This is a genomic window from Amycolatopsis sp. NPDC051758 (genome assembly GCF_044453095.1).
GTDB lineage: Bacteria > Actinomycetota > Actinomycetes > Mycobacteriales > Pseudonocardiaceae > Amycolatopsis.
The window spans coordinates 166,489-182,988 of record NZ_JBITCJ010000015.1 but is presented as its reverse complement, the minus strand read 5'-3'; the positions used below and the strand labels follow the sequence as shown (position 1 = coordinate 182,988).

Annotated in this window: 17 protein-coding genes; 7 read left to right on the top strand and 10 right to left on the bottom strand. The window is 71.6% G+C overall.

Annotated features, from left to right (window positions below; all coding sequences use genetic code 11):
• The first annotated feature begins 30 nt into the window (after positions 1 to 30).
• The gene (locus ACIA5G_RS46905; protein WP_395935765.1) at positions 31 to 687 is read left to right on the top strand and encodes a TetR/AcrR family transcriptional regulator; all 657 of its coding nucleotides are present in this window, start codon (positions 31 to 33) and stop codon (positions 685 to 687) included.
• Between the two features lie 100 nt (positions 688 to 787).
• On the opposite strand, the gene ACIA5G_RS46900 is transcribed toward ACIA5G_RS46905, so the two are convergent.
• The gene (locus tag ACIA5G_RS46900; protein ID WP_395935763.1) at positions 788 to 1,531 is read right to left on the bottom strand and encodes a TetR/AcrR family transcriptional regulator; all 744 of its coding nucleotides are present in this window, start codon (positions 1,529 to 1,531) and stop codon (positions 788 to 790) included.
• Positions 1,532 to 1,598: 67 nt separating this feature from the next.
• Here ACIA5G_RS46900 and ACIA5G_RS46895 point away from each other — a divergent pair, with 67 nt between their 5' ends.
• Entirely contained in the window at positions 1,599 to 2,465 is an 867-nt protein-coding gene (locus ACIA5G_RS46895) for an alpha/beta fold hydrolase (protein ID WP_395935761.1), read from the top strand.
• A gap of 83 nt (positions 2,466 to 2,548) precedes the next feature.
• Positions 2,549 to 2,947 carry a hypothetical protein gene (locus ACIA5G_RS46890; RefSeq protein WP_395935759.1) on the top strand — a complete coding sequence of 133 codons (399 nt, stop codon included), beginning with the start codon at positions 2,549 to 2,551 and terminating at the stop codon, positions 2,945 to 2,947.
• Positions 2,948 to 3,064: 117 nt separating this feature from the next.
• Here the strand turns inward: ACIA5G_RS46890 and ACIA5G_RS46885 are convergent, their stop codons facing one another.
• Positions 3,065 to 4,303, bottom strand: coding sequence for a PucR family transcriptional regulator (locus ACIA5G_RS46885; protein WP_395935757.1), 1,239 nt, complete (start codon positions 4,301 to 4,303; stop codon positions 3,065 to 3,067).
• A gap of 138 nt (positions 4,304 to 4,441) precedes the next feature.
• Here ACIA5G_RS46885 and ACIA5G_RS46880 point away from each other — a divergent pair, with 138 nt between their 5' ends.
• Complete coding sequence (locus ACIA5G_RS46880) at positions 4,442 to 5,272, top strand: SGNH/GDSL hydrolase family protein (RefSeq protein WP_395935861.1); 831 nt, start codon at positions 4,442 to 4,444, stop codon at positions 5,270 to 5,272.
• Here ACIA5G_RS46880 and ACIA5G_RS46875 read toward each other — a convergent pair.
• The 5 genes from ACIA5G_RS46875 to ACIA5G_RS46855 form a co-directional block, all read right to left on the bottom strand.
• The gene (locus ACIA5G_RS46875) at positions 5,262 to 5,780 is read right to left on the bottom strand and encodes a pyridoxamine 5'-phosphate oxidase family protein (RefSeq protein ID WP_395935755.1); all 519 of its coding nucleotides are present in this window, start codon (positions 5,778 to 5,780) and stop codon (positions 5,262 to 5,264) included. The genes ACIA5G_RS46880 and ACIA5G_RS46875 overlap by 11 nt on opposite strands.
• A gap of 2 nt (positions 5,781 to 5,782) precedes the next feature.
• Positions 5,783 to 6,766 (bottom strand): LLM class F420-dependent oxidoreductase, encoded by a 984-nt coding sequence (locus ACIA5G_RS46870; protein ID WP_395935753.1) that lies wholly within the window; start codon positions 6,764 to 6,766, stop codon positions 5,783 to 5,785.
• Positions 6,763 to 7,959, bottom strand: coding sequence for an acetyl-CoA acetyltransferase (locus ACIA5G_RS46865; RefSeq protein ID WP_395935751.1), 1,197 nt, complete (start codon positions 7,957 to 7,959; stop codon positions 6,763 to 6,765). Before ACIA5G_RS46865 ends, ACIA5G_RS46870 begins: the two co-directional genes overlap by 4 nt.
• 4 nt (positions 7,960 to 7,963) lie before the next feature.
• Positions 7,964 to 9,583 (bottom strand): class I adenylate-forming enzyme family protein, encoded by a 1,620-nt coding sequence (locus tag ACIA5G_RS46860; RefSeq protein ID WP_395935749.1) that lies wholly within the window; start codon positions 9,581 to 9,583, stop codon positions 7,964 to 7,966.
• A 74-nt stretch (positions 9,584 to 9,657) separates the two neighbouring features.
• The gene (locus ACIA5G_RS46855; protein WP_395935747.1) at positions 9,658 to 11,130 is read right to left on the bottom strand and encodes a carotenoid oxygenase family protein; all 1,473 of its coding nucleotides are present in this window, start codon (positions 11,128 to 11,130) and stop codon (positions 9,658 to 9,660) included.
• Positions 11,131 to 11,267: 137 nt separating this feature from the next.
• Here ACIA5G_RS46855 and ACIA5G_RS46850 point away from each other — a divergent pair, with 137 nt between their 5' ends.
• Both ACIA5G_RS46850 and ACIA5G_RS46845 read left to right on the top strand, forming a co-directional pair.
• Positions 11,268 to 12,224, top strand: coding sequence for a winged helix-turn-helix transcriptional regulator (locus tag ACIA5G_RS46850; protein ID WP_395935745.1), 957 nt, complete (start codon positions 11,268 to 11,270; stop codon positions 12,222 to 12,224).
• Between the two features lie 82 nt (positions 12,225 to 12,306).
• Entirely contained in the window at positions 12,307 to 12,495 is a 189-nt protein-coding gene (locus tag ACIA5G_RS46845; protein WP_395935743.1) for a DUF5302 domain-containing protein, read from the top strand.
• Positions 12,496 to 12,575: 80 nt separating this feature from the next.
• On the opposite strand, the gene ACIA5G_RS46840 is transcribed toward ACIA5G_RS46845, so the two are convergent.
• On the bottom strand, positions 12,576 to 13,529 hold the full coding sequence (locus tag ACIA5G_RS46840; protein WP_395935741.1) for an MBL fold metallo-hydrolase: 954 nt from the start codon (positions 13,527 to 13,529) through the stop codon (positions 12,576 to 12,578).
• A gap of 84 nt (positions 13,530 to 13,613) precedes the next feature.
• Here ACIA5G_RS46840 and ACIA5G_RS46835 point away from each other — a divergent pair, with 84 nt between their 5' ends.
• Positions 13,614 to 14,561, top strand: coding sequence for a LysR substrate-binding domain-containing protein (locus ACIA5G_RS46835; protein WP_395935739.1), 948 nt, complete (start codon positions 13,614 to 13,616; stop codon positions 14,559 to 14,561).
• Here the strand turns inward: ACIA5G_RS46835 and ACIA5G_RS46830 are convergent.
• Together ACIA5G_RS46830 and ACIA5G_RS46825 are read right to left on the bottom strand one after the other, a co-directional pair.
• Entirely contained in the window at positions 14,546 to 15,349 is an 804-nt protein-coding gene (locus ACIA5G_RS46830) for a serine hydrolase (RefSeq protein ID WP_395935737.1), read from the bottom strand. The two genes, ACIA5G_RS46835 and ACIA5G_RS46830, sit on opposite strands and share 16 nt — an antisense overlap.
• The gene (locus ACIA5G_RS46825; RefSeq protein WP_395935735.1) at positions 15,346 to 16,419 is read right to left on the bottom strand and encodes a Glu/Leu/Phe/Val dehydrogenase dimerization domain-containing protein; all 1,074 of its coding nucleotides are present in this window, start codon (positions 16,417 to 16,419) and stop codon (positions 15,346 to 15,348) included. Before ACIA5G_RS46825 ends, ACIA5G_RS46830 begins: the two co-directional genes overlap by 4 nt.
• Positions 16,420 to 16,500 lie beyond the last annotated feature (81 nt).

Here is a 16,500-nt window from a genome sequence, read left to right as displayed (position 1 = left end):
CGGCGCAACCGCTCATGCGACGATGGGAGGATGAACACCGAGCCGGCGCCGAGATGGCGAAGACTGGAACCGGACGAACGGAAGGAACAGATCTACGCCTGCGCGGCGCGGCTGTTCGGTGAACGCCCCTACTCCGAAGTGTCCACTTCGGACATCGCGGCCGCGGCCGGCGTGGCGCGGGGGCTGATCAACCACTACTTCGGCACCAAACGCGAGCTGTACCTGGAAATCATCCGGCGCGCGCTGACCGTGCCGCGGCTCGCCGTGGAAATCCTGCCGGAGGGGCCGCTGGAACTGCGGGCCGACGTCGCGATCGAGTGGTTCCTCGACATGGTCACCAGCCAGGAGCGGATGTGGCTGGCCGCGATCGCGCCCGAAGGCATCGGCCGGGACCTCGAGGTCGAGCGCATCCTCGAGGAGGCCGACCGGGAGTCCGCCGACCGCGTGCTCGAAGCCGTCGGCCTGTCCAGCGAGAGTGAACACGGCCCCGAGCTCAACGCGCTCGTGCGGGCGTTCGGCGGAATGGTGAAGTCGGCGGGCCGGGAGTGGCTCGTGCGCGGCTCGCTGACCCGCGAACAGGTGCACCTGCTGCTGTCCAAGTCGCTGGTGACGCTGGTCGGCGAGATCTTCCCCGCCATTCAGCAGGAGCCGCCGCGCACCGAACCGCCGTCACCGCGCCGCGGTTGAAAGACCGAAGCCCCCGGCGCCACGAGGGGGAGGAGGGCGCCAGGGGCTCCGGGTCGATGGGCGAACCACCGACGCACGCCCACGGTACGCCGGAGCACTGTCAAGTCGCTGTCAACCCGTCGCCGTCCGATTCGCGAAGTTCGTCCAGGCGATGGGCGAGGCCGTCCAGGCAGCGCTGGACGGCGTAGTCGTAGATCTGCGCGTAATAGCCCGCGGCGAGGTCGGGGTCGCCCATCAGGTCGTGCATCGCCGAGCCCAGTTCGGCCATCCCCGGCAGGTCGTCCCGCTCGCGGTAGGCCGCGTACTCCTCGGTGTTGCCGATCCGCAGCGCGAGCGCGCCCTCGCGGTCGTCTTCCATCGCGACGAACTGGCAGGCCGTCATCAGCAGCAGGTTGTAGGCGAGCACGCTCTCGCGGCCGAAGCCCGCGGTGAGCAGCACGCCGATCCCCGCGTCGATGCTGCGCGTGGCCGCCTTCACCGACGGGCCGAACAGCGCCAGCCGCCGCGCGCAGCCCGGGTAGGCCCGCAGCACCGCGCGCAGGTTCGCCAGCAGTTCGGTGAACCACTCCTGCCACGGCAGCTGCTCGTCCGGCAGCTCCAGCAGGCCGACCACCCGGTCGACCACGGCGTTCACCACCGCGTCCCGGTCGCCGACGTGGTGGTAGATCACCGCCGGATAGGCCTCGACCGAGCGTGCGAGCTCCCGCAACGTCCAGTTGTCGAGCCCGCGTTCGCCGGTGAGGGTCGTCGCCGCGCTGATGATCCGGTCGGCCGTGAGCGCCGGCAGTCCCGCGGCGGCCCGTGACCGGGGGCGTTCTCCGGTGCCCGAGGATGAGGTCGGCATGGGGGGTAACGGTAACGGCACGAGCCGGGCCGGTGCCAGGTCCGCGCGGGTACGGCAGGATCGGGGCATGGCACGTGCACAGGCCAATGGTCTCGAGCTCGAGTACGACACCTTCGGTGATCCGGCGCGCCCGCCCCTGGTGCTGGTGATGGGGCTGGGCGCCCAGATGATCACCTGGGAGGACGCGTTCTGCGAGCTGCTCGCCGGCCGCGGGTTCTTCGTGGTGCGCTACGACAACCGGGACGTCGGGCTCTCCACCTGGCTCGACGACCTGCCCGCGCCGGACCTGGCCGCGCTGGCCGGCGGCGACCTGGCGAGCGCGCCGTACCGGCTTTCGGACATGGCGGACGACGCCATCGGGCTGTTCGACGCGCTCGGCATCACCAAGGCGCACGTCGTGGGCGCGTCGATGGGCGGGATGATCGTCCAGCAGCTGGCGATCGACCACCCGGACCGGCTGCTGTCCGTCACCTCGATCATGTCGACCACCGGTGACCCCGCGGTCGGCCAGGCCGAGCCGTGGGCCCTGGCCGTGCTGACCCGCCCGCCGGCGACGACCCGCGAGCAGGCCCTCGCCGACAGCGTCGAGGGCTACCGGAGCCTCGGCTCCCCCGGTTACCCGGACGACGAGGCGTTCCTGCTGGCCAAGGCGACGCTGCACTTCGACCGCGCCCGCCACCCCGTCGGCACGCTGCGCCACGCGGCGGCGGTGATGGCCTCGGGCGACCGCACTTCGCGGCTGCGTGACGTGCGGCTGCCGGTGATGGTCGTGCACGGCGAAGCCGACCCGCTGATCAACGTCAGCGGCGGCAAGGCGACGGCGGAGGCGATCCCGGGCGCGGAGCTGGTCGTGATCCCCGGGATGGGCCACAACCTGCCCCGCGCGGTCTGGCCGGAGGTCGCCGACGCGATCGGGCGCGTGACGGGTCAATAACGCGTCAAGATCCGGTGGTCCGGGCGTAGGGAAGGTGTCCTGGGTCATGGTCCGCGCCCGCCCGCCGGGTTCTCCTGGACGGCATGAGTGGTGGGTTCGGGTTCCCGGTCGGCTGCGCCGCGGCGGTGGCCGCGGTGATCCTCGCGGACCTGGCCGGGGCGACGGTGTATCCGTGGTACGCGCTGGTCACGCTGGGTGCGGTCGTGCTGGCGACCGGGTACCGGACGTCCTTTTCCGCCGCTGCCGGCGTCGCGGTGGTCGCCTGGGCCCTGCACGACGGCTTTGTGCTCGGCCGCGCCGGCGCGCTCGCGTTCAGCCCGGCTTCGGCAGCCGCCGCCCTGGTGCTGACCACGGCTTTGGCCGCGGGCGTGGTCGCCAAGGCGGTCACCCGGACTCCGGTCCGGATCCCCGCACCCCGCCGCCCCGCGCCGACCCTCCCGGTACGCGAACCGACCCTCCAGGTACGCGAGTCGTCCGTCTGAGTACGCGAGTCGTCCGTCCAGGTACGCAAGTTGTCCGGCTGAGTACGCGACTCGCGTGCTTGGCCGGACGACACGCGTGCCCCGATGGACGACACACGTACCTGGGTGGACGACACGTCAGGTTCGGCGGGGTGCGGACGCGCGGCGGGCGGCCAGGGCCGCGATGATGCGCGGCAGGCCCGCCGGGTGGACCGGGTCGATGCCGGTCAGGTCGCGGACCCGGCGCAGGCGGTAGTCGACGGTGTTGGGGTGGACGTGCAGGCGGGTCGCCGTGCGGCGGCGGTTCGTGTCCAGCTCGAGGTAGGCCGCCAGGGTTTCGAACAACTCCGGGTGCGGGGCCAGCGGCTCGAGCACCGCGGCCAGCCGGTCGCGGGCCGCGCCCGGGCGGGTCAGCTGGTACTCGAGCAGGACGTCGTCGAGGCAGTACAGGCCCGGTGCGCGGCCGAACCAGCGCAGCACGTCCAGCACCTCGGCCGTCCGGCCGGCCACTTCGCGGACGTCGGACGGCTCCGCCGGCTCGGCCGCGGCCAGCACGTCGACGTCCGCCGCGCGCCCGGCCGCCGCCAGCAGGGCCCGCCACTCCGGGATCGACGAAAGCCGGCCGAGCGGCACCAGGACAAGACCGCCCGGGCCGTCCAGGGACGCGAGGACGCCGTCACCACAGGTGCGTTCGAACGCGGCGAGGAACCGCCGGAGCTTGCGGCGGACCGCGATCTCGGCGTCCACGCCGGGCGACGCCTCGTCGGCGTGCGGCCCGAGCTCGACGCTCAGCACCAGGTACCGCCCCGGCAGCGTGATCCCGGCACTGCGGGCGACGACGTCGACCTGGCCCCCGTCGACGAGCACCGAAAGCAGCGTCCGGCGCGCGGTGTGCTCCTGCCCGACCTTGGTGCGCAGCTCCTCCAGGTAGCCGCGGGTGACCGCGCCGGTGACGGTGCCGACAAACGCGAGCACCCGGTCGGCGACGTCCAGCAGGTCGGCGACGTCCGTGCTGCCCGCGTCGGCCGAGCCGACGGCGAAGATCTCCCGCGCGCCGACGTGGTAGGCGGTCAGCACCGCCTCCAGCGGAAAGCCCTCCTCGGCCCGGCGCACCGCGGACGCGCCGATCTGCTGCAGCTCGGCCGTGTTGAGCTCGCGGTCCTCACGCAGGCTCCGGGCGAAGGCCCGCACTGCCTGCTGGGTGATCCGCGCGATGTCGCCGGCGAGTTCTTCGACCGGCAGCCGCCGGTAGTCGGCGACCTCGGTCTGGATGCGCGCCAGCACCCGCGCGATCAGCTCGGGCTCCTCCTGGTTGAGCCGCTCGTGCACCCGTTGCCCGCCGAGGGTCAGGTCGCCACCGGACTTGTGCTCCGTCACAACCGATCCCCTCGTTCTCTGCCCGGATTCCCAGTCAATCCGGGCACGCCCGGTGCCGATGGTGTCACGGAGACCAGACATCGGCACAACGTCAAGGAGGACGGCGTGCGAGGAAGAACGACGGCGTTCATCACGATCATGGTCACCGCGCTCACGGGCGCGACGGCGGGCACGGCCACGGCGGCCACCACGGTGGAATACGTCGCACTGGGAGACTCCGCGGCAGCCGGGCCGCTGGTCCTCCCGCCGGATCTTTCCTCACCCGGCTGCCTTCGGTCCTTGGCCGACTATCCGCACGTCGCGGCCAAGAAACTCGGCGTGCCGCTCAAGGACGTCACGTGCTCCGGCGCGACCACCGCGGACATGACGTCGCCGCAGCAGACCCAGACCGGCGCGGTGCCACCCCAGCTCGACGCGCTGAGCGCGTCCACGCGCATCGTCAGCCTGACCATCGGCGGCAACGACGTCGGCCTCGTCGGCGCCGCGACCAGCTGCATCAACCTGCTGCCGGGCATCAACCCCGACTGCGTCGACCGGTACACCGCCGGCGGCCACGACCAGCTGGCCGAGAAGATCGCCGCGTTCGAGCCGACGTGGGGCGCGCTGCTGGACGCCGTCCACACGCGCGCGCCGAACGCCGAGGTGTACGTCGCCGGCTACGGCACCTACCTGCCGCGCAACGGGTGCTGGCCGATCGCGCCGCTGACCCCGCGCGACGCCAACTACATCCAGGGCAGCATCGACAAGACGAACGCGGCCCTGGCCCGGCAGGCCGCGGCGCACAACGCGCACTACGTCGACGTGCGGACGCACTCGATCGGGCACGACGTCTGCAAGCTGCCCGGCGTGAAGTGGTTCGAGAGCGTCATCCCGACGTCGATCGCGGCGCCGCTGCACCCGAACGCCGACGGCATGCGCGCCATCGGCGCTCAGGTCGCTTCGGCCATCGGGGCGGCGGTCAGCGGCTGAAGTCCCAGCGGGTGGCGCCGTGCGGCTCGGCGCAGGCGACACCGATCGCGCGCGTCGGCACGAGCCGGTACAGCAGCCACGGCGCGGGTCCGGCGCTCGGCGCCATGAACGGCGCGTCGTACCCGCCGCCGGTCACCGTCGCGGGCCAGCCGCCCTCGCGGTAGACGGCCGCCACCCGCTCGAGGGTGGCGGGATCGGCGACGTGCTCGGCCTCGCCTTCCAAGGTGAGGTCGAGGCCGTTCAGGCGCACCGAGACGCTGCACGCCGGGTTCGCCGCCAAGTTGCGGGCCCGGCGCGTGCCGGCCCCGCTCACGAAGTAGAGGACGTCGTCCACCCAGATGGCCCCGACGCCGGCGGAATGCGGCCGGCCGTCGGGCCGGACGGTCCCGACGAAGAACGTCAGGTCCTCCTTGGGGGTCTGGGTCGCGAGGAGGTCGCGCGCCCGGCTCCACGGCAGCGCCGGGAGCCCGTTCTGGTCGAGGTTCTTGGTCTTCGTCGGCTCAGTCATGCTTACGCGTCGAACGAGACGACGGCGGATCGACACGCGACGAGAGTTTTCCCGCCGCCGGGGTCGTCGTCGCTGGTTGCGGGGACGATCGCCAGCTCGTCGACGCCGGCTTCCGCGTACTCCTGCGCCTTCGCGGCGATCTCCGCCGACGAGCCCAGCAGGCCCACCGTCGCGATGGCCTCGACCGGCACCGCGGCCAGGAGCTCACGCGGGTGCGGCCGGGTGCGCGCGAAGTCGACCAGGTCGCCGAACCCTTCGGCGCGGAACATGTCCGAATAGCCGGGTGCGGCGAGGTATCCGACAACACCACGGCGGAGCTGCTCCAGCTCGGCGGGGCCCGGATCCGCCGCGCCGACCACCCACGCGGCCACCGGCGGCGGGGTGGTCCCGGCGCGTGACGCGGCTTCGCGCAGACCACGCACCAGGGTCGCCGCCGCGGCGGGGCTGACGAGGTTGATCACCATCCGGTCGGCGTGCCGCGCGGCGACGTCGAGGGCCCGCGGGCCGAACGCGGCGATCGTCACCGGTGATTTCGGTGCCGCCACCCGCAACCGGTACCCCTGTGAGCCGACGACCTTGCCGTCCACAGTGGACTTCTCGCCGTGCACCAGCTGGCGCACGGCGATCGCGGACTCTTCCAGCGCCGTCGCGGACCGGTCGCGGGACCGGCCGTGCCAGCCGCGCACCAGGACGTCGCTGGACGTCCCCAGCGCCACGCCGGTCGACCGGCCGGTCAGCGCCGCGACCGACGCGACCCCCATGGCGATCGTCGCCGGGTCCCGCACGGTCACCGGGAGCGGCCCGAAGGTGAGCGAGATCCGGGACGTCGCCGCCCCGATCGCCGTGCCGAGCGCAAACGCGTCCCACGTCGCCATCTCGCCGATCCACAGCTCCGGGTAGCCCGCGGCTTCGGCGGCGCGCGCGGTTTCCAGCACTTCCTCCGGCGGGCGGTCCTGCCAGAACCCGAGCGAAACCGAAAGCCTCACGCGGCGTCCTTCGTCACGATCATGGTCACGACAGTAGTGAACGAGCCACCCACGTTGAGCGTCAACGCCGTGCGCGCGCCGTCGACCTGCGTCGCGCCCGCCGTCCCGCTCACCTGCCGCGCCACGTCGTGCAGCATGCGGACGCCGGTCGCGCCAACCGGGTGACCGAGGCCGATGAGGCCGCCGCCCGGGTTGATCCCGGCCGTGTCCAGACCGCCATCGGTGATGAACCGGCCGCCGCCACCCGGCGGCGCGGCGCCGAGGTGCTCCAGCGCGACGAGCCCGGTGATCGTGAAGCAGTCGTGCAGCTCGACGACGTCGAGCGTGTCCGGCCCGGGCACGTCCGCCCGCCGGTAGGCGTCGACAACCGCGCCACGCAGGTGCGGGAACAGGTACTCGCCCTCGGCAGCGATCTTGTCCGCCAGGCCGATGTGCGCAGTGCGGTGGCCGAAGCCCGCGATGCGCGGGAAATCGCCGCCGAGGCGTTCGGCGAACGACGGCGAGGCCAGCAGGACCGCCGCGGCGCCGTCGGTGATCCGGCCGCAGTCCTGCTTGCGCAGGCGCCCCTCGATCAGCGGGTTCAGTTCGTCGTCGGCCCCGAACGCGCCGTCCGGGAAGCGCCAGTCGCGGGCCTGGGCGAGCGGATTCCGCGTCGCCCGGTCGAACGCGTGCGACGCGAACTGCCCGAGGCAGGCGGGATCGAGGCCGTACCGCGCGTCGTAGGCGTCGGCGACCTCGGCGAACAGCGCCGGCCACGGGAACTTCGCGGAGACGGCCTCGTGGCCGGCCCACGCGGCCGACCCGAGGTGCTCGGCGGCGCGCTGCCCGTCGGTGTTGCGCATGAGCTCGACCCCGACGACGAGGGCCAGGTCGTAGCGGCCCGCTTCGAGGTCCGCACAGGCGGCGAGGACGGCGGTGCTGCCGGACGCGCACGCGGCTTCGTGCCGGGTGCTGGGCACCCCGTCGAGCTCGGGGACCGCCGCCACCAGCAGCCCGCCGAGCTGGGCCTGGCCGGTGAACAGCTCCGCGGCGAGGTTGCCGACGTGCGCGACCTCGACGTCCTCGGCGGTCACCCCCGCGTCCGCGAGGGCCGCGGGCACCACCTCGGCGAACAGCTCGAGGATCCCGCGCCCCTCCTTCGTGTAGTTGCGCGCGAAGTCGGTTTGCGCCCCGCCCAGCACGAACACCGTCATGGTTTCACTCCAGACTCTCCCGCAGCTGCCGCTTCAGGATCTTCCCGACCGGGTTGCGGGGCAAGGAGTCCGCGTACTCCAGCCGTTCCGGCAGCTTGAACGCGGCGACCTGCCGCTCGCGCAGGTAGGCCACCAGGTCCTCGAGCGACGGCTTGCGCTCGCCCGGCACGACGACGGCGCAGACCCGCTCCCCCATGACCTCGTCGGGCACGCCGACGACACCGACGTCGGCGACGTCCGGGTGCCCGGCGAGCAGGCCCTCGACCTCGGCCGGCGAGATGTTCATCCCGCCGCGGATGACCAGGTCCTTGGCGCGGTCGACGTACTTCAGGAACTCGCCGCGCTCCCCGGCGATCTCGAAGACGTCACCGGTGCGGAAGTGCCCGTCGTCGTCGAACGACGACGTGTCGAGCGGCTCGCCCATTTGCTTCAGGTAGCCGGCGAACACCGTCGGCCCGGCGATGTGCAGCTCACCGGGCCGCCCGGGTTCGGTCACGTGCTCGCCGGTGACCGGGTCGTGCAGCCGCACCGACGTCCGGCCGGCGACCGGGGTCGACCAGGTGACGTCGGAGGCGTAGTTCGGGAAGTAGCTCGCCCGCTGGTCCGGGTCCGGGAGGTCGACGGGACCGGACAGCAGCGCGGTGCCTTCGTTGGAGCCGAAGAAGTTGATGATGTTGATGCCGTACCGCTCGGCCCAGGTGCGCACCAGCCAGGGCGAGAGCGGCGCCGAGCCCGACCCGATCTTCCCGAGCGCCCGAATGTCCACTCCGGACAGGATCTTTTCGTTGTGCAGCAGCATGGTCAGCAACGCCGGTGGTGCGAGCGTGTACGTCACGCGCTCGGCCGCGAGCTGCCCCAGGAACACCGGCAGGTCGAAGGGGTGGTGCGGGACGAACACCGCGCCGGTGAGCAGCCACGGCAGGAACATCCCGCCGATGCCGGCCATGTTCGTCATGGGGAACGGGGAAAGCAGGACGTCGGCACGGGTGATGCCCGCGGCCTGGACGCAGCCCGCGGCCGTCGCGAGCCAGTCGCCGTGACAGCGCGGGACCGCCTTCGGCTCGGCTTCGGTGCCGGACGTCCAGCAGATCGTCACGCAGTCGTTGACGTCGGTGTCGAGCGCGCTCAGGTGCGCGTCCAAAGTGGACTTCTCCGCTTCGGACAGTGGAGCTTCGGGCCAGGCCAGGGCGCCGGCCGGTTCGTCGTCCCCCCGGGCGACGACGAACCGGACCGACGGCGCCGAAGCGCCTTTTAGCCCAAGGGCCGCCCCGGCGAGCGGGTGCTCGCCGTATCTGGATGCGGTCACCACCGCGACGGCCCCGGTGCGCCGGCACATCGGAACCATCTCGTGTTCCCGGTAGGACACCGGGAACGGGGTGACCACGGCACCGATCCGCACGATCGCGAGGAACGCCTGGACCAGGGCCGAGCAGTTCGGCAGCTGCACGGCCACGACGTCACCTGCTCGCACCCCTCTGGCGAGCAGGAACGCGGCCAGGACGTCGACACGTTCGTCGAGCCGGTTCCAGGTCCACCGCACCGGGTCGCGTCCGACCAGTGCGGCGGTGTTCGGTGGATCGACCAGCGCGAGACCCTCCGGGTCGGCACTGACCCGCTCCTTCACGAGCCGGTCGATCGTCTCCGCACTCCACCATCCCCGCGTCCGGAAATCCCGGGCGCGACCCTCTCGATGGCATCTCATGAACGGAGGTTTTCCAGCTGGTCCGCCCGGACCCAGGTCGCGTGAAAACCGAGCGGAACCCGCTGGGGCAACAGGACCCTGGCCACGGGTCCGGCAGCAAGATCGGCGGCGTCGAAGATGTCCAGTTCCGAGCGTCCCTCGCGCTCGTCCTGCACGAACGTCACCAGATAACCGTCCGCCGAATCGACGGATGCGCCATCGCGGGGTGCGAAGGGCGCCTCACTGCCCCACCGACCTGGACCGAACCGGTATTCGGTCTTGGAGCCGGCAAGATTGTCGTGGCGCACCAGCCCGTCGAACTTCAGCGTCGACTCGGGCGAGATGTGCACCGCGTAGGAGTACCGGTTCCGCGTGCCGACGCTGCGGGCGTCGACGGTCGGGAACTCGGTGTTGGCGTCGTCGAGCGGGGCCTCGCGGCACGCGCCGGTCCGCAGGTTGAAGCGGTAGCGGTGCAGCTGGGCGTCGAGACGCAGGTAGGACAGCATCTTCGCCAGCGGGGTGTGCGCGTCGGCTCGCGGTTGCGGCTTCTGCACGCGGCAGACGTCGAGGACGACCTCTTCGCCCTCTTCCCAGGCGTTGACGACGTGGTAGATGTAGCACGGGCTCGCTTCGAACCACCTGATCTGGCTACCGTTCCCGTAGCGTGGCATGACGCCGAAGCGGCTCGGCATCGAACGGTCGAAGTGGAGCTTGTGCCGGCCCTGTTTCGCCGCTTCCAGGTCCTGGACCAGCGGCAGGTCCATCAGCACGGCGTGGTGCTCGGTGATGGCCATGTCGTGCGGCAGGCGCGGGCCGGGCAGCTCGATCTCGGTGGTCTTGACGACCTGGCCGTCCGCGCTGATCACGCCGTAGCGCAGGTACGGCGGGCGCGGGCCGTAGTCGAACCAGAACAGCTCACCGGTGGCTTCGTCCACCTTGGGGTGGGCCATCATGTCGCCGACCAGCGTGCCGAGGAAGTCTTCGGCGCCCAGCGTCTCCAGCGAGAGCGGGTCGACCGCGTACGGCGAGCCGCACAGGTACCAGGTCGCGAGGATCCGGCCGCGGTGGAAGACGACGTCGGTGTTCGCGTTGTCCTTGAGGCCCAGGCCGTGGCCGTTGCCGAAGGGGTTGTCCTTCGGGTTCTCCATGACGCCGGTCCAGAGACCCCGGCCGGCTTCGGACTCGGCTTCGAAGGCCTTCGTGCGGACCCAGCGGTTGCGGTAGCGCGCCTTGCCGTTCTCGAGGTGGACGGCGTGGATCATGCCGTCGCCGTCGAACCAGTGGTAGCGGCCTTCCGGGGCGAACCGCGGGTTCGGGCCGTTGCGCAGGTAAACGCCGTTGAGGTCCTTCGGGATCTCGCCGATGACCTGCAGGTCTTCCGCGTCGATCTCTTCGCCGACCGGGGCGTAGACGCCGAGCAGGTAGGGATTGGCCTCGTCCGTGTCCGCCGTCCGGGCCACCATCAGCGGCTGTTCGGAGGTGCTGGTCATCGGGCTTCTCCCTGGATGTCGGGCTCACCGCGCTGGCTGATGAGGACGAGACTATGATTTGTGTAGTCAGGTGTCAATAGGCTTCTTTTGCTGTAGTCAGGTGTACGCTGAGGCAGCAAGTTACAAGGGGGATTTCGGTGACCGAGGCGACCGCACAACGCATCCGGCCCGCGGGGGATCCACTCCGCAGAGCGCTGGAGCTGGTCGGTGACCAGTGGACGCTGCTGATCCTGCAGAGCCTGTTCCTGCGCTTCCGGCGGTACGAGGAGCTGCGCCTGCGGCTGGGCATCTCGCCGACCGCGTTGTCCGGGCGGCTGCGGGACATGGTGGAAGCGGGCATGCTCACCCGCGTGCCGTACCGGGACGCGCGCCGCACGCGGCACGAGTACCGGCTCACCGAGCGCGGCCTGGAGCTGTGGCCGCTGCTGATTTCGATCTGGGCCTGGGAGCGCGAGTGGGTCGAGGGACGCCGTGAGGTGCTGCCGACGCTGATCCACCTCGACTGCGAGCTGGCTACATCAGCACCCCTCGGCTGCGGAGCCTGCGGCCGCCGGGTCGACGCTCGCGACGTCCGGGCCACCCGGCTCGACAGCACGGGCGTGGCGGCCGCGACGGCGTCCAAGCGCTTCCGCCGCAAGGACGCGGAATCCCTGGCCGGCGACCCGATGATGTTCTTCCCCGACACGATGGAGCTGCTCGGCGACCGCTGGTCGACCGGTCTGCTGGTCTCGGCGCTGCTCGGCTGCCACCACTTCTCGGAGTTCGAGCGGGAGCTGGGGATCGGGCCGAGCGTGCTGTCGGCGCGGCTGAGCAAGCTCGTCGAGGTCGGCGTGCTGCGCACCGGCACGGCGAAGACCCGCACGGACGCGCGCGACTACCGGATGACCGCGAAGGGGCTGGCGTTCTTCCCGGCCCTGGCGTTCATCGCCGAGTGGTCACGCGGCTTCGAGGTGGCCGGCCAGGAGCCGGACATCACCCTGAACCACGTCGAGTGCGGCAACCGGCTGCAGCCGATGCTGCTGTGCGACCACTGCGGCCGGCCGCTGACCCGGAAGACGGTGCAGTTCGGCGGAGTCCCGACGCCCAAACGCTGACCGAGTGACGTAATCGACTCGCCAAGCGGTTTGTCTGATGCCAGGCTGGAGCGGTCACACGTCGTCATCTCCGGAGGTAAGCATGAGTGAACCGAATCCGTCGCCGCCCAGCGGCGAGGAGGACGACGTCAAGCGCAAGTTCCGGGAAGCGCTGGAGCGCAAGCAGGCACACGCCCGCTCGGGCGCGGCCCACGAGAACGCCGGCGGCAAGAACCAGCACGCCCACGGACCGGCCGCGAACAAGCGGACGTTCCGCCGCAAGAGCGGCTGAGGTTTCTCCGCGCTGAAGGCCCCCATCGCTCGCGGTGGGGGCCTTCAGCATGTTCCGTCGCCGAGTTCGCAGCCGGTGACTTACGGCGAGAACTCGCCCAGGTGGTCCAGCACCACGAACTCGCTGCCCGGGCTCGCCGCCGCCACTGCCTTCCGCAGCACCTCCAAGCCGCCGTTCGGGTCGTGGGCCTGGCCCAGCGGCAGGTCGAAGTCGTCCCAGTGGGTTGCCGCCACGTGGGGAGGGTTGCCCAGCGTCCGCAGCAGGCGCGGAACGTACTGGGTCACCTTGGCGCCGCCCGCCGGGACCAGCACCACGTCCGGGCGCAACCCCGTCAGCTCGGACTCGACGTAGTTCGAGCCGCCGAAGTCCAGGACGCTCGCTCCGCCGCCGGTCACCTGGTAAGCCAGCGTGCCGCCCTCGAGCAGGTCTTCGATGACGCGAGGGCGGTCGCGGCGGGACAGCGGGCGCGAGCCGGGGAACGCCACCCGGGCGCGGTCGCCGGTTGCCGAGTGCAGGGAGCGCATGATCCGGATCGAGTAACCGTCGAACGTCAGGTCCTCACCGCCGCTCGCGATCGCCAGCTGGTCCTCCGGCGCGCCCAGCGCCGCCATGAGACTCAAATGGGTCTCGGTGCCGATCACCGTCGCGCCGGTGCGTTTGGCCAGGTAGGGGACGTCGGTGAGATGGTCGTAGTGGCCGTGGGTGACGAGGATGTGGTCCGCACGCAGTTCGCCGCGATCCAGGTAACCGTCGATCAGCGCCTTGTTCACCGAGAGCGGGGTGCGCGGGTCCGCGCCGGCCGGCGTGTACGTGCCGGTCTTGAAGCGCGTGAGCCACGGGTCGATCAGGACCGTCTTGGTCCCGGTCGAGCCCGGCACGCGGATCTCCCAGCCGTTGTTTCCCCACCACCGCAGCGTCATCCGCGAAGTCCCGCGGGGTGCGGGCGACGCCGAGGCCGCCGAGACCCCGGCGAGGATCGTGGCCGCCGCCGCGCCTGCGCCGAACAGCCCGCGTCTGCTGAGTCCTGTGTTCATGCCGGCCACCCGATCACGGCCGCGGCGCGGCTGTCCAAGATCAAGACGTCGGCATGTCGATATGCGGACGAGTATCGTCGCAGCGTGGACCACCTCCGTTCGCTGCGGTACTTCCTCGTTGTCGCCGAAGAACTCCACTTCGGCCACGCCGCGGACCGGCTCGGCATCGCGCAACCGCCGTTGAGCCAGCGTGTCAAGCGGCTCGAAGCCGAGCTGGGCGCGAAGCTGTTCGACCGCGGCCGCCGCGTCACGCTCACCGAAGCCGGCGAGGTGCTGCGCGCCGAAGCCCGCGACCTGCTGAGCCGCTGGGACCGGATGACAGCGCTCGTCGCGAAGGCCGAGCGGGGCGAGCTGGACGCCCTGCGTGCGGGGGTGCCGCCGGAGCTGCCCGGCCGGGTGCTCGCCGCGATCTTGACGGAGTTCGCCGCGCAGCACCCCGCCGTCCGGCTCGACCTGCAGGAGCTGACCACGGCCGAGCAGGCCCGGCTGCTCGCCGACCGTGAGCTCGACGCCGGGCTCCTGCAGCTGCCGGTGGACGTGGTCGGGCTCGACCTCGGCCCGGCCGTCGACACGCCGCTGGGCGTGGTCCTCCCCCGGGATTCACCGCTGGCGCGCCGGTCCGAGCTGGCCCTCGCCGATCTCGCCGGCGAAGGCCTGGTGCACGCCCCGCGCGCCGCCGCACCCGGAAGTTACGACGCGCTGCTGCGCACGTGCTGGGACCACGGCTTCCGCCCGGCGTCGATCCGGCACGCCCGCAACCCGGAGTTCGTGCTCGGCCTGGTCCTGGCCGGTCACGGGGTCGCGTTCGAGCCCCGCGCCCGCAAGGAACCGCGGGTGGTCTGGCGGCCGCTGACCGACCAGGTCCTCCGGGCGCGGATGGCGTTCGCCTGGCCGTCGACGAGCCCCCACCCGCAGGCGGCGAATCTGGCGGAGATCGCGGCGGGGGTGCTCAGGGACGACGGGGTTTCGCGCTTGGTGCCGCCGGACCCGGGTGGGGTGCGGCCGTGGGACGTGTTCTACGAGCGCAGCTGATCCACGGCCGCCCGGGCCGCGTCGCCGATCGCGCGGTCGATGTCCGGCCGCCGCAACGTCTCCGCACCACCCACCGTGAACACCGCCACCGCGTACGCACTCCCGTCCGGATAGGTCACAACGCCGATCTCGTTGCGGATCCCCGGCATCGTCCCCGTCTTCGCCGCCACCGTCACCTCCGGCGGAAACCCGGCCGTCAGCCGGTGCCAGCTCACCTGCGCCGACATCCACTCCAGGACCTGCGCACCCGGCCCGGGGTCACGCCAGATCGCCGACAGCAAAGACGTCATCTCGCGCGGCGTAGTAGCCGACGTCCGCAGAGGATCCAACGCTCGCAACGGAACTCCGGCGGCGGTGTCGTCGATGATCGTGCGCAGCAGGTCCCGCGGCGCGCCGATGACGGAAGTCCGGGTCAGGCCCAGTTCGGCGAGCAGAGACCGCACGTTCTCCACCCCGACCCGGTCGAACAGCAGGTCCGCGGCGGTGTTGTCCGACACCGACAACGCCAGCAGAGCCGCGTCCCGCAAGCTGTACAAAACGTCGTCGGCGAAACCCGCCGAACCGGTGCCGCCGAGGCGGTCGGCCGCCGAAGCGCGCACCCGGTCCGTCGGGTCGAGCTGGCCCGCCGCCACCTGGCGGGCGAACTCGAACGCCAGCGGCACCTTCACCACCGACGCCAGCACGACCGGCGAATCGGCGTCGACCTCGACGCAAGCAGCGGAACCGAGACAGCGGGCGTGCAGGAAGCCCCGCACGCCCGCTGTCTCGAAGATGTCTGAAGGACTCACACGGTCATGATGGACCGCAGCCGCCCGACCTCGGCGATCCGCCGCTCCGCGAGCCGGTCGGCCGCCGTCGCCGGGGGCACGCCGTCGGCTTCGGCCAGCGCGAACACGGCCTTCGTCGTGTCGTAGATGGCCGTCGTCTTGCGCTTCGCGCGCTCGAAGGTGAAGCCGTGCCGCTCGTCGTCGACCTGGATCACGCCGCCCGCGTTCACCAGGTAGTCCGGCGCGTACAGCACACCGCGGTCGGCGAGCTGCTTGTCCACCCCGGCGTGCGCGAGCTGGTTGTTGGCGGCACCACACACGATGCGAGCACCCAGCGCCGGCACCGTCTCGTCGTTCAGCACGCCACCCAGGGCGCACGGCGCGAAGACGTCCAGCTCGGTGCGCAGCAGGGTGTCCACATCGGACACCACCTGAACGGACGGGTAGATCGAGCGAGTGCGCTCGATCGCGGGCGCGTAGACGTCGGTGATGGTCACCTGTGCCCCGGCGTCCACGAGGTGCCCGACGAGGATGTGCCCGACCTTGCCGACGCCGGCCACGCCGACGCGCTTGCCGGCCAGGTCCGGGCTGCCCCAGACGTGCTCGGCCGAGGCCCGCATGCCCTGGAAGACGCCGAACGCGGTGAGCACGGACGAGTCGCCGGCGCCGCCGTCCTCGGGCGAGCGGCCGGTGACGTAGCGGGATTCGCGGGCCACGACGTCCATGTCGTGCACGAACGTGCCCACGTCGCAAGCTGTGATGTACCGGCCGTTCAGCGACTGCACGAAGCGCCCATACGCGCGCAGCAGCGCTTCGGACTTGAGCGTCTTCGGGTCGCCGATGATGACGGCTTTGCCGCCGCCGAGGTCGAGCCCGGCCAGCGCGTTCTTGTACGCCATGCCCTTGGACAGCGCGAGCACGTCGTCGAGCGCGTCCGCTTCGGTGGCGTAGGGGTGGAAGCGCGTCCCGCCCAGGGCAGGTCCGAGCGCCGTGGAGTAGATGCCGATGATGGCCTTCAGGCCACTGGCCTGGTCGTGGCAGTACACGACCTGTTCGTGCCCGGACGACCGGGCGAACACTCCTTCGGTCACGGTGGTGACTCCTTTGTCTCCCGCGCCCGGTTCGTGGCCGGGACGCGCTTCAGTGGTTGTCGGGAGCCGGCGCGGAGGTCG

Bases quoted from the DNA above. Each gene is read 5' to 3' on its own strand.
- ACIA5G_RS46875 (WP_395935755.1), bottom strand. From the start codon at position 5,780: ATGACTGAGCCGACGAAGACCAAGAACCTCGACCAGAACGGGCTCCCG.
- ACIA5G_RS46845 (WP_395935743.1), top strand. From the start codon at position 12,307: ATGAGTGAACCGAATCCGTCGCCGCCCAGCGGCGAGGAGGACGACGTC.
- ACIA5G_RS46855 (WP_395935747.1), bottom strand. From the start codon at position 11,130: ATGACCAGCACCTCCGAACAGCCGCTGATGGTGGCCCGGACGGCGGAC.
- ACIA5G_RS46900 (WP_395935763.1), bottom strand. From the start codon at position 1,531: ATGCCGACCTCATCCTCGGGCACCGGAGAACGCCCCCGGTCACGGGCC.
- ACIA5G_RS46895 (WP_395935761.1), top strand. From the start codon at position 1,599: ATGGCACGTGCACAGGCCAATGGTCTCGAGCTCGAGTACGACACCTTC.
- ACIA5G_RS46865 (WP_395935751.1), bottom strand. From the start codon at position 7,959: ATGACGGTGTTCGTGCTGGGCGGGGCGCAAACCGACTTCGCGCGCAAC.
- ACIA5G_RS46880 (WP_395935861.1), top strand. From the start codon at position 4,442: ATGGTCACCGCGCTCACGGGCGCGACGGCGGGCACGGCCACGGCGGCC.
- ACIA5G_RS46890 (WP_395935759.1), top strand. From the start codon at position 2,549: ATGAGTGGTGGGTTCGGGTTCCCGGTCGGCTGCGCCGCGGCGGTGGCC.
- ACIA5G_RS46905 (WP_395935765.1), top strand. From the start codon at position 31: ATGAACACCGAGCCGGCGCCGAGATGGCGAAGACTGGAACCGGACGAA.
- ACIA5G_RS46840 (WP_395935741.1), bottom strand. From the start codon at position 13,529: ATGAACACAGGACTCAGCAGACGCGGGCTGTTCGGCGCAGGCGCGGCG.